Source organism: Pseudonocardia sp. C8 (assembly GCF_014267175.1).
Classification (GTDB): Bacteria; Actinomycetota; Actinomycetes; order Mycobacteriales; family Pseudonocardiaceae; genus Pseudonocardia.
On sequence record NZ_JACMTR010000002.1, the window covers coordinates 1349706 to 1361443 of the forward strand.

At 74.3% G+C, this 11738-nt stretch carries 10 protein-coding genes; 6 read left to right on the forward strand and 4 right to left on the reverse strand.

Annotated elements, in window-relative coordinates; all coding sequences use genetic code 11:
• Positions 1-48: 48 nt before the first annotated feature.
• On the forward strand, positions 49-906 hold the full coding sequence (gene map / locus H7X46_RS06955) for a type I methionyl aminopeptidase (RefSeq protein WP_186358615.1): 858 nt from the start codon (positions 49-51) through the stop codon (positions 904-906).
• Between the two features lie 202 nt (positions 907-1108).
• Positions 1109-1918, forward strand: coding sequence for a 1-acyl-sn-glycerol-3-phosphate acyltransferase (locus H7X46_RS06960; RefSeq protein WP_255426089.1), 810 nt, complete (start codon positions 1109-1111; stop codon positions 1916-1918).
• A 3-nt stretch (positions 1919-1921) separates the two neighbouring features.
• Here the strand turns inward: H7X46_RS06960 and H7X46_RS06965 are convergent, their stop codons facing one another.
• Positions 1922-3313 carry a mycothione reductase gene (locus H7X46_RS06965; RefSeq protein ID WP_186358616.1) on the reverse strand — a complete coding sequence of 464 codons (1392 nt, stop codon included), beginning with the start codon at positions 3311-3313 and terminating at the stop codon, positions 1922-1924.
• A gap of 55 nt (positions 3314-3368) precedes the next feature.
• Between H7X46_RS06965 and H7X46_RS06970 the strand changes: the two genes are divergently transcribed.
• Both H7X46_RS06970 and H7X46_RS06975 read left to right on the forward strand, forming a co-directional pair.
• Positions 3369-3830 (forward strand): GNAT family N-acetyltransferase, encoded by a 462-nt coding sequence (locus tag H7X46_RS06970; RefSeq protein ID WP_186358617.1) that lies wholly within the window; start codon positions 3369-3371, stop codon positions 3828-3830.
• 102 nt (positions 3831-3932) lie between these two features.
• Positions 3933-4373 (forward strand): lipopolysaccharide assembly LapA domain-containing protein, encoded by a 441-nt coding sequence (locus tag H7X46_RS06975; RefSeq protein ID WP_255426090.1) that lies wholly within the window; start codon positions 3933-3935, stop codon positions 4371-4373.
• A gap of 48 nt (positions 4374-4421) precedes the next feature.
• Here the strand turns inward: H7X46_RS06975 and H7X46_RS06980 are convergent, their stop codons facing one another.
• The 3 genes from H7X46_RS06980 to yaaA form a co-directional block, all read right to left on the reverse strand.
• A complete protein-coding gene (locus H7X46_RS06980; RefSeq protein ID WP_186362499.1) occupies positions 4422-5660 on the reverse strand; it encodes a DEAD/DEAH box helicase in 1239 nt (412 codons plus the stop codon).
• A 1108-nt stretch (positions 5661-6768) separates the two neighbouring features.
• Entirely contained in the window at positions 6769-7596 is an 828-nt protein-coding gene (locus tag H7X46_RS06985; RefSeq protein ID WP_370588646.1) for a serine protein kinase RIO, read from the reverse strand.
• Positions 7597-8133: 537 nt separating this feature from the next.
• Entirely contained in the window at positions 8134-8883 is a 750-nt protein-coding gene (gene yaaA, locus H7X46_RS06990; protein WP_186358619.1) for a peroxide stress protein YaaA, read from the reverse strand.
• Between the two features lie 309 nt (positions 8884-9192).
• Between yaaA and H7X46_RS06995 the strand changes: the two genes are divergently transcribed.
• A complete protein-coding gene (locus H7X46_RS06995; protein ID WP_186358620.1) occupies positions 9193-10497 on the forward strand; it encodes a bifunctional o-acetylhomoserine/o-acetylserine sulfhydrylase in 1305 nt (434 codons plus the stop codon).
• Between the two features lie 8 nt (positions 10498-10505).
• The gene (locus H7X46_RS07000) at positions 10506-11648 is read left to right on the forward strand and encodes a homoserine O-acetyltransferase (RefSeq protein WP_186358621.1); all 1143 of its coding nucleotides are present in this window, start codon (positions 10506-10508) and stop codon (positions 11646-11648) included.
• Positions 11649-11738: the final 90 nt, after the last annotated feature.

Genomic DNA, 11738 nt, shown 5'->3' on the forward strand with positions numbered 1-11738 from the left:
AGCGAGCATCTGCGCTGCGCGGCACGGGCGAGGCCTACCATGGTCGCCATGGCCACCCGCACGCTGCTCGTCCCCGGCACGCCGACCCCGATCCGCGAGGTGCCCGCCCACATTCCGCGCCCCGAGTACGTCGGCAAGCCGGCCCCGGCACGCAGCCGCGCCGGCGACGTCCAGACCGCCGAGACGATCGAGCTCATGCGCCACGCCGGCCGGATCGCCGCGCAGGCGCTGCGGCTGGCCGGCGAGACGGTGCAGCCGGGCGTCACCACCGACGAGATCGACCGGGTCGTCCACGAGTTCCTGATCGACCACGACGCCTACCCGTCGACGCTGGGCTACCGCGGCTTCCCGAAGTCCTGCTGCACCAGCCTCAACGAGGTGATCTGCCACGGCATCCCGGACACCACGGTGATCAACGACGGCGACATCGTCAACGTCGACGTCACCGCGTTCGTCGGCGGCGTGCACGGGGACACCAACGCGACGTTCCTGGCCGGGGACGTCGCCGAGGACGCCCGGCTGCTCGTCGAGCGCACCCGGGAGGCGACCATGCGGGCGATCAAGGCCGTCCGCCCGGGCCGCGAGCTCAACGTCGTCGGCCGGGTCATCGAGTCCTACGCGAAGCGGTTCGGCTACGGCGTCGTCCGCGACTTCACCGGCCACGGGATCGCGCACGAGTTCCACTCCGGGCTGGTCGTGCTGCACTACGACCGGCCCGACGTGCAGACCGTCCTGGAGCCGGGCATGACGTTCACCATCGAGCCGATGATCACGCTGGGCGGGATCGAGCACGACACCTGGGACGACGACTGGACCGTCGTCACGAAGGACAAGTCCTGGGTGGCCCAGTTCGAGCACACCATCGTGGTGACCGACGACGGCGCGGAGATCCTCACCCTTCCGTGAGCCCCGGTGAGGCGCTGCGAGTGGTGTCACAGCGCCCGAGGTGGACCGCGGGCCGCTCGTGCCGGTGAGATGCCTACGGCTCGGTAGCAGTACGGGCGCGGCCGCCCGGCCGGGCGCCGATGATGGTCGCCGGATGCCGCCGGCCGAGGCGGGCACCGGCCGGACGAGGGCGACACGACCTGACCCGGGAAGGGGCGGAACGATGGGGATGCCACCGGAGCTGACGGTGTGGCAGCGGATCGTGGCGACGCTGCGCCACCGCCGACGCGGATCAAGGTTCTGGTTCGGCCTGGCGATCGAGGTGCTCTGGCCGTTCGTGCTGTGGGGCACCCGGATCGGCTGGCGCGGCGGCGAGCACCTGCCGCGGACCGGTGGCGCGCTGCTGGTCGGCAACCACGTCTCGTTCTCCGACCCGCTGTTCGACATCGCGTTCGGGACGGTGCACGGCCGGATGCCGCGGTTCATGGCGAAGTCCGAGCTGTGGTCGGTCCCGGTCGTGAAGTGGGTGCTCGGCCACGGCGGGCACATCCCGGTGTACCGGGCGTCCAAGCGGGCCGGGGAGTCGTTCACCGCGGCACTCGACGCGCTGGCCCGGGGCGAGATCGTCGCGGTCTACCCGGAGGGCACCTACACCGCCGACCCCGAGTTCTGGCCGATGAAGCCGAAGAACGGGGTCGCCCGGATCGCGCTGAAGTCCGGTGCACCGGTCATCCCGATGGCGAACTGGGGCACCCAGGAGTTCCTGCCCGAGGACGGCAAGCCCCAGTTCTTCCCGCGGAAGCGGATCGGGATCGTGCTCGGCCCGCCCGTGGACCTGTCGGAGTTCGCGGGCAGGCCGCTGACCCGCACCACGCTGGACGCGGCCACGAAGAAGATCATGGACGAGGTCACGACACTGCTCGAGGGCATGCGCGACGAGACCCGGCCTGCGGTGCCGTACGACCCGGACCTGCCGGGCCGCCCGGAGGCTCCCGGCGAGCCGGTGGACCCGGTCGAGCGGGCCGCGAGCTAGCAGCTACACGTCCAGGCCGAGCAGGGCGTTCTCGATCACCTCGGGCAGTGCCGGGTGGATCCAGTACTGCCCGGTGGCGATCTGGCCGACGGTCTGCCCGAACGCCATGGCCTGGATGAGCTGCTGAACCAGGGTGGACGCCTGCGGGCCGAGCAGGTGCGCGCCCAGCAGCCGGCCGGTGCCCCGCTCGGCCACCAGCTTGCAGATCCCGGTGCGGTCCTCCATGGCCCAGCCGAAGGCGACGTCGCCGAAGTCCTGCACCTTGACGGCGACGTCTAACCCGGCCGTGCGGGCCTGCGCCTCGGTCATCCCGACCGACGCGATCTGCGGCTCGGTGAACACCGCGGCCGGCACCAGGTCGTGGTTGGCGGCCCGCAGGTCGTCCGGGTGCGCCAGGTTGTGCCCGACGATCTTCGCCTCGTGGTTGGCGACGTGCTTGAGCTGGTGCGTCGACGACACGTCGCCGAGCGCCCACACGCCGTCGGCGGAGACGCTGCGCTGGTGCTCGTCGACGGCGACCCGGCCGTCGGCGTGCACGGTGATCCCGGCCCGGTCGAGATCCATCCGGTCGCCGTTCGGGATCCGGCCGGTCGCGACGAGCAGGGTGTCGGCGACGACCTCGGTGCCGTCGTCCAGGGCCAGCCGGACCTCGCCGGGGCCACCGGAGCCGTCCCCGGTGACCGCCGTGACCTGGGTGCGGAGCCGGCAGTCCCAGCGCGCGGTGGCGATCTCGGTGAAGCGTTCGGAGATCGTGTCGTCGAGGTGGCGCAGGAGCTTCGGCCCGCGGGCGATGACGGTGACCTCGGCACCGAGGGCGGAGAACACGTGCGCGAACTCGGCCGCGATGTAGCCGCCGCCGAGGATGGCCAGCCGGCGCGGCACGGCGTCGATCCGCATCACGGTGTCGGACGTCTCGTACGGCACCCCGGAGGTGGTGATCACCGGGGGGATGCTCGGCCGGGACCCGGCGGCCACGACGACCCGGTCGGCGGTGATCGTGTCGGTGCCGGAGCCGTCGGTGCGGTCGACCGCGAGCGCCCGCTCGCCGGTGAAGCGGGCGTGCCCGAAGTAGACGGTGACGTTCGGGCTGCGCTCCACCCGGTACTCCCGGCCGCCCGACGAGATCGGGTCGATCCGGCCGAACACCCGGTCCCGGACGTCGGTCCAGCGGATCTTGTCGATGCTCGCGTCGACGCCGTAGGTGTGGGCGTGCCGGACGATCTCGGCGACGTCGGCGGCGTAGACGTACATCTTGGTCGGGATGCACCCGACGTTCAGGCAGGTCCCGCCGAACACGCCGTGCTCGACCAGCGCGACGTCGAGGCCGCTGAACCGCTCGTCGAGGAAGGTGTTGCCGGAGCCGGTGCCGATCACGACCAGATCATGGTGGGCCACCACCCGAGGCTAACCGCTCCCGCCGGGCCGGCGGGTTTCTGGTACCCATCGAAGGATGACCGTGCACACCCCGGGCGCGACGGTGCGCCGCAGCTGGGTCCCGGACCTGGACCTCGCGACCTTCTACGCCCTGCTCGCCCTGCGCGCGCAGGTGTTCGTCGTCGAGCAGCAGTGCGCCTACCAGGAGCTCGACGGCCGGGACCTGGAGCAGGGGACCCGGCACTACTGGCTGGCCGACCCGGACACCGCCGAGGTCCTCGCCACGCTCCGGCTGCTGGAGGAACCGGGCGGCGGGTACCGGATCGGGCGGGTCTGCACCCGGGCCGACGCCCGTGGCCGCGGGTTCGGGCACCGGCTGATGGAGGCGGCGCTGGCCGAGGCCGGCTCCGGCCGCTGCGTGCTCGACGCCCAGGAAGCCCAGGTGGGGTTCTACGCCCGGCACGGTTTCGCGGTCGCGGGGGAGACGTTCGTCGAGGACGGCATCCCGCACGTCCCCATGGTGCGCGCGGGCCGCTGAGGAGATGCCGTCCGTCACGCTGGCGTGCCACGCGCGTCGGCGGCGTGCCGGGCGGTCGTGCGCGATACTCCCCGCGCGACGACGACCGGGAGGGCGGATCGGATGAGCGAGGATCGACGGGGCGGGGACTCGCCGGCGTGGGGCCGGGTCGGGCCGGCCGACCCGACGGCGGACCCGGCGACGTACCCGGCGATGAAGGTTCCCTCGATCGAGGTGGAGCCGTCGGAGCAGCCGACGGCCGCCGTCCCCACCGGTGACGACCAGCCGTCCGGGGACGACACCCCGACGGTCCGGCGGAAGGTCCCGAACTCCCGAATCGGCGGGCTGTGGGCGGCGCTGATCCTCTCGGCGATCGTGCTGATCTTCCTGCTGGTGTTCATCGTGCAGAACACCGAGCCGGTCGCGATCAACTTCCTGTGGATGACCGGCACGCTGCCCACCGGGGTGGCCTTGCTGTTCGCAGCGATCGCCGGGATCCTGCTGGTCGCCGTGCCGGGAACCGGCCGGATCATGCAGCTGCGCCGCGAGGCGCGGAAGCGCTGACCCCCCGGTGCGCCCGGCCGCGGGGCCGGGCACACCGGACGGGTGGGATCAGCGGCGGCGCCGGCCGCCCTGCTTCGGCCGGGCGGTGCGGGCCGGCTGGTCGCGGCGCGGCGCGGGGATCGGCTCCCCGGACGGTGCGCGCGAGCCGGTCACCCGCACCAGGTCCGGGTGCCCGGGCCGGACCACGGCGACGTCCGGCCGCACGCCCGCCTGCGTGGTGAGCTGGTTCACCTCGGACCGCTGGTCCGGCGTGGCCAGCGTGACGACGACGCCGTCCTCGCCGGCCCGGGCCGTCCGCCCGGCCCGGTGCAGGTAGGCCTTCGGGTCGGCCGGCGGGTCGACGTGCACGACCAGGCCGACGTCGTCGATGTGGATGCCCCGGGCCGCGACGTCCGTCGCGACCAGCACCGGGACCTCACCGGACCGGAACTCGTCGAGCGCGCGGTTGCGCTGGTTCTGCGAGCGCCCGCCGTGCAGCGGCCCGGCCGCGACACCCTGGCGGCGCAGCACCCGCACCATCCGGTCGGCGCCGTGCTTGGTGCGCACGAACAGGATCGTCCGGCCCTCCCGGGCGGCGATCTCGGCGACCACCTGGGAGCGGTCGTCGCGGTCGACGACGAGCACGTGGTGCTCCATGGTGTCGACGCTGGCGGTCGCCGGGGCCACCGACCGGGTGACCGGGTCGGTGAGGTGCCGGCGCACCAGCGTGTCGACCTCGCCGTCCAGGGTGGCGGAGAACAGCAGGCGCTGCCCGTCGGCCGGGGTGCGGTCCAGGATCGCGCGGACCTGCGGCAGGAAGCCCATGTCGGCCATCCGGTCCGCCTCGTCCAGGGCGGTGACCGCGACCTCGGAGAGGTCGCAGGTGCCTTGCTGCAGGTGGTCGGCGAGCCGCCCCGGGGTGGCGACGAGCAGGTCGACCCCGCGGCGCAGCTCGGTGATCTGCCTGTTCATCGACAGCCCGCCGACGACGGCGGAGACCCGCAGGTCGACGGCCGCGGCGAGCGGTGCGAGGACGTCGACGACCTGGGTGGCGAGCTCCCGGGTCGGGACCAGGACCAGCCCCAGCGGGGCCTTCGGGCGGGCGCGGTCCCCGGCGAGCCGGGCGAGCAGTGCCAGCCCGAACGCGAGGGTCTTGCCGGAGCCGGTCTGGCCGCGACCGAGCAGGTCCCGCCCGGCGAGCGTGTCCGGCAGGGTCGCGGCCTGGACCGGGAACGGGGCGGTGAAACCCTGCTCGGCGAGCACCGCCACCAGGCGCTCGGGCAGGCCGAGCTCGGCGAACGAGGGCATGCCGGAGGGTGGGGGAGTCCACTGGACGACGTCCGCGTCCGCGCTCGGCGACGGCCGCCCCGCCGGGCCGGTGGCGGGGCGGCCGCCGCGGCGGGGGCCCTGCCGGCCGCCCCGGGACCGCTCGGTGCCGCGGTCGAGCGGTCCCGGCGTGCTGCCGGTCCCGCGGGGTCCGGTCGCGCCCGTCTGCTGCGTGCCGCGCCGGTCGTCGGCCCCGGCCCGGCCGCCGGCGCGGCGGCGCCCGCCCCGCCGTGACCCGGTCTCTCCGGTGGTGCGGTGCTCGCCGTCGCGGTGCGGCGCGCGTTCCGCGGAACGCGGCGCGCGTTCCGCGGGACCGGCGTGCCGGTCGCGCCGGGGCGCGGGAGTCTCGGCACTTGGCCCGGCCGGGCGGGTGGCGCGGCGGCGCGGGCGTCGTTCGGGGGCGTCCGCGGCGGGTGACGGCGGCTGGAACTGGGGCCTGGACACAGGTCTCCTTGCGTGACGTGGCACGTCACGCGGAGACCTCACGGGGGAGGGTGCTCGGCCGACGGGCCCGGGTGCGCGGCTCGGCGTTGTCGCGGCGCGCAGTCCGTGGTGGAAGGTTCGGCCCGGCGACTCGGGGCCGGGCGCTCGCCCACCGACACTACAGGCCGGAGCGGGCCCGTGATCCGTGTGGGCCGTCACCTGCGGATCAGCCGGCACGGCGTGCGGGAGGTCGTTCACCGTGCGATCGCGGACCCGGGCTCCCGGCAGCGCGGGCAGTCGTCCCCGGCGGGCGGAATCGTGCGGTCCGGTCCGGTCCGGGCGCGGCGTTCGGGTAGCGCGGTGTCGCCCCGACGAGGACGACAACGTGCAGTTCGCTCCGGGGGCGGTGCTCGGGATGCGCGTTGTCGCCCTGCCCGGGGCTACATCGTGCTGATCGACTCGTGGTCGAGGGGTGGGATGCACGTTGTCGCCCCGATGAGGGCGACAGCGTGCTGATCGACTCGTGGTCGACGGGTGGGAAGCACGGTGTCGCCCCGGTGGGGGCTGGTTCGTGCTGATCGACCGTGGCGTGGGGTTCGGGCCCGTCGCCTCCCGGGTGGGATCGAGCTGATCGATCGCGGCGTTCGAGGTGGGCGCGCCGTGGGCGTCACGGGGACAGGTGGGCCCGCTCGCGCAGCTCGGCGAGCAGCTGCTCCGGCGCCCCGGGAGGCAGCCCGCGGGCGGTGAACCACTCCCCGATCCGCCGGACGTCGCGATCCAGGAAGGCCGGCCCCTGCGGGTTCCCGACGACGTCCACCACCTGTGGCAGGTCGATCAGGACGGGGCGGCCGCCGTGCACGAGGACGTTGTAGGCGGACAGGTCGCCGTGCGCGTACCCGAGATCCGCGAGGAGCCCGAGCGCGCCGGCGAGCTCACCCCACAGCGCGGCCAGCTCGTCCGGGCCGGGACGGGTCGCGGCGAGCCGCGGTGCCGCGACGCCGTCGGGTGTGCCGACGAACTCGAGGAGCACCTCGGTGCCGGCGACCGACACCGGGTAGGGGACGGGCGCGCCCGCCCGGTGGAACCGGGCCAGCGCCGCGAACTCGGCGTCCGCCCACTGCCCGGCGATCAGCGCGCGGCCGGTCGCCGTGCGCTTCGCCATGGCCCGGGTCTCGCGGGACCGGCGCACCCGGCGTCCCTCCAGGTAGCCGGCGTCGCGGTGGAACATCCGGTGCGCGGGGTCGCGGTAGCGCTTGGCGGCGAGCAGCACGCCGGGACGGCCGGGCAGGCCGCGTTCGAGGAGGTGGACGTCGGCCTCCTTGCCGGTCTTGAGCAGCCCGCGGTCCCGGTCGACGGCGCCGGCGTCGGTGACCAGCCAGGGCGGCCACGGGCGCGGGCCGCGTGCCCCGGCCGGGACCGACGGCCAGGTGCTCCAGCGGTCGCCCTCGGGCGGGGCGTCCGGGTCGTGCCCGGCACGCCCGTCCAGATCGTCCACGGTGGACGGCGGTCGGATGGGAAGGTCGTCGTCAGCGAGATCGTCGTCGAAGCGGCGGCGACGGCGGCGGACGGGTTCGGTCCGACGGGAGGAATGCACTCTCGGGCTCCGGAGGGCAGCAGGGTGCCGCGCGGCGCCCTCGGGAGCTACCCGGGTCGGCCGCGGGGCGGGGACGGGCGGAGCGGGTGCGCGACACGCACCCGGGCACGGGTGACGGCCATCGGTCCGCACCTCCCCACTCGCGTCGCGCGGTCGTCCCGCGCACCGGTCCCTCCGGCTGCGGCCACCCTGCCCGGCGCCACGCCGCCGCGCCACCGGATTTCCGCGCGACGCCGGCCGGAACCGGATCGGCGCGGTCCTCGCGACCCGGCGGCGTCGGCGTTCGGCCGGGGATGCGGTCCGCACACCCGTTCGCCGCTCGTCACACCCGTCGCTGCGGGTGTGAAGCGGGGCGAAAGGGTGTGAGGCAGGGCGAACGGGTGTGAGGCGGGGCTGACGGGTGTGGAGCGGGGCCGATGGGAGGGAGCCGAGCGCCGCTCAGGCCGGGATCACCAGGTCCAGGTGGTCACCGGTCCGCTCCACGGTGTGCCCCGCCCGGCGGGCGATCCGGGCGACCGCACCGGCGTCGGACGGCTCGGCCCGCGAGGTCGCGAGCAGGCGTGCCAGGGCACCCTTGTGCGACTTGTTGTGGTGGCTGACCACCGAACGGCTGCCGTCGGCGCGCTCCGCGAGGACGTTCACCGTCACCGCACCCGGGACCGCGCCGAGCGCCGCGTAGCCGCCGGACCGCAGGTCGACGACGAGCTCGCCACCGGAGATGCGGTGCAGCAGCGGGTCCAGCACCGGCCGCCACCGGGCCGCGAGGGTGCCCGCCCCGGGCAGCTTCGACCCCGCGGACAGCCGGTAGGCCGGGATCGGGTCGTCCGCGCCGACCAGGCCGAACAGGGCCGAGCAGACCGCGAGCCGGGACCGCGCCCGGTCCCGGGTGGCCCGGGTGAACGACCCGGGGTCGAGCGCGTCGTACAGGACCCCGATGTAGCGGTCCAGCGCGGGCAGGGTCGGGGAGTTCCACAGCGCCGCGTTGCGGTCGATCTCGGACGACTGCCGCTCGGACACGCCCAGCGCCCGCATCGCGGCGGGCCGGTCGGCGGCGAGCGCCACCAGCTCGGCGACCAGCTCCTTGCGGACCGCCCCGAGCTCGGCGTCGTGGGAGAGGGCGGCAAGATCGAGCGGATCCCCGGCCCCTCCGGAACGTTTCGTCTCCGACGGCGGCAGCAGCACGAGCACGGCGGGCCAGCCTAGATCACTCTCGGTGGGCCCACCGGCCCCGGCCGGGCGTTGTGCGGGGTGGGGTGCCCGACTAGGTTCGGCCCCGTGACCTGCCTGGTGGCGCGCCTCCACGTCGACTGCATGCGGATCACGAGTGCGTCCTGTCGCGCCTGTCGCTGACCCCGCGCTCGTCCGGGGGCGGGCGTTCCGCGCCGGCCCCCGCCCGTGACCACGACCCCACCTGCCGACGCCGCAGAGGCCACGCGCCGATCCCCGCACGATCGGCGCCGACCGCCGGCGGTGCCGGCCGACACCGAGGAGTTCCTCATGACCGATCCCACCGCCTCCTGGTCCTTCGAGACCAAGCAGGTGCACGCCGGTGCCTCCCCCGACCCGACCACCGGCGCCCGGGCGACCCCGATCTACCAGACGACGTCGTACGCGTTCCGGGACACCGAGCACGCCGCGAACCTGTTCGGGCTCGCCGAGCTGGGCAACATCTACACCCGCATCATGAACCCGACCCAGGACGTGCTGGAGCAGCGCGTCGCCGCCCTCGAGGGCGGTCTCGGGGCGGTCGCGTTCGCGTCCGGTCAGGCCGCGCAGACCCTGGCGCTGCTCAACATCGCCGAGGCCGGTTCGCACATCGTGTCCTCCGCGTCGCTCTACGGCGGCACGTACAACCTGTTCCACTACACGTTCCCGAAGATGGGGATCGAGGTCTCGTTCGTCGAGAACCCGGACGACCCCGAGGAGTGGAAGGCCGCGATCCGGCCGAACACGAAGGCCGTCTACGGCGAGACGCTGGGCAACCCGCGCGGCAACGTGCTCGACATCGCCGCCGTCGCGCAGGTCGCGCACGACCACGGGCTGCCGCTGGTCGTCGACAACACGGTCCCGTCGCCGTACCTGCTGCGCCCGATCGAGCACGGCGCCGACATCGTCGTCCACTCGGCCACGAAGTTCCTCGGCGGCCACGGCACCACCATCGGCGGGATCGTCGTCGACTCCGGGAACTTCGACTGGGGCGCCCACGCCGATCGCTACCCGGGGCTCACCACACCGGACCCGAGCTACCACGGCCTGAACTACTGGGAGGCGCTCGGCGCGCAGTCGTACCTGATCAAGCTGCGGGTACAGCTGCTGCGTGATCTCGGCCCCGCGATCTCGCCGCAGAACAGCTTCCTGCTGCTGCAGGGCATCGAGACGCTGTCGCTGCGCATCGAGCGGCACAACCAGAACGCGCAGGCGCTGGCCGAGTGGCTGGAGCAGCGCGACGAGGTCGAGAAGGTGCACTACGCGGGCCTTCCGTCGAGCCCGTGGCACGCGCTGCAGCAGCGCTACCTGCCGAAGGGCGGGGGCGCGATCGTCTCCTTCGAGCTGCGCGGCGGCGTCGAGGCCGGCCGGAAGTTCGTCGACGCCCTCGAGCTGCACAGCCACCTCGCCAACATCGGTGACGTCCGCAGCCTGGTGATCCACCCGGCGTCCACCACGCACAGCCAGCTCTCCGGGGAGGAGCAGCTGGCCGCCGGCGCCGCCCCGGGCCTGGTCCGGCTGTCGGTGGGGCTGGAGGGCATCGAGGACATCAAGGCCGACCTGGATCTCGGGTTCCGCGCGTCGAAGGGTGCGTGAAAGTAGCTTTGACGAGCACGGACCGTCTCCCTCCCGCCAGCGGTGCCTGGCGGGAGGGAGACGACCCCGGCCGGCGCCGGTTCCTCGACCTGCCCGCCCCGCTCAAGCTGGAGGCGGGGGGTGAGCTGCCCGGTGTCCGACTGTCCTACGAGACCTGGGGCGAGCTCGCCCCGGACGGCTCCAACGCCGTCCTCGTGCTGCACGCCCTGACCGGGGACACGCACATCGAGGGGCCGGCCGGGCCCGGGCACCCGACGGCCGGGTGGTGGCCGGGGCTCATCACACCGGGCGGGCCGCTGGACCCGGCGCGCTGGTTCGTCGTCGCCCCCAACGCGATCGGCGGCTGCCAGGGCAGCACCGGGCCGGCGTCCACCGCGCCGGACGGCCGGCCGTGGGGGAGCCGGTTCCCGCTGGTCACCGCGCGGGACACGGTGGCCGCGGAGCAGCACCTCGCCGACGCGCTCGGCATCGACGCGTTCGCGTGCGTGATCGGCGGTTCGATGGGGTCGATGCGCTCGCTGGAATGGGCCGCGACCGAGCCGGACCGGGTGCAGCGGCTGTTCCTGCTGGCCGGGCCGGCGGCGTCGTCGGCGGACCAGATCGGCTGGGCGAACCCGCAGATCGCGGCGATCCGCTCCGATCCGCACTGGCACGGCGGCGACTATCACCTCCTCCCGGAGGGGCCGTGGCGCGGTCTCGGCGTCGCCCGCCGGATCGCGCACCTGAGCTACCGGTCCGGTTACGAGCTGGGGACCCGGTTCGGCCGCGACCCGCAGCACGGCGAGGACCCGTTCGACGGGGGCCGGTACGCCGTCGAGTCCTACCTGGACCACCACGCGGCCAAGCTGGTCCGGCGGTTCGACGCCGCGTCCTACGTCCGGCTCACCCAGCTCATGAACCACCACGACGTCGGCCGCGACCGCGGCGGGACGGCCGCCGCGCTGAGCCGGGTGCGGGCCCGGACCTACGTCGCCGGTGTCACCTCGGACCGGCTGTACCCGATGTCCGAGCAGGAGGAGCTGGTCGAGGGCATCCCGCTCGCCGACCCGCTCAAGGTGATCGACTCGCCGTACGGGCACGACGGCTTCCTGGTCGAGACCGCCACCGTCGCGGGGCTGCTCGGGGAGCTGCTCGACGAGCCGGCCCCCTGACGACCAGGGCGCTCAGCATCGATGTGCGCTCCGCAAGCTCCGCTCAGCATCGATGTGCGCTCCGCAAGCTCCGCTCAGCATCGATGTTCG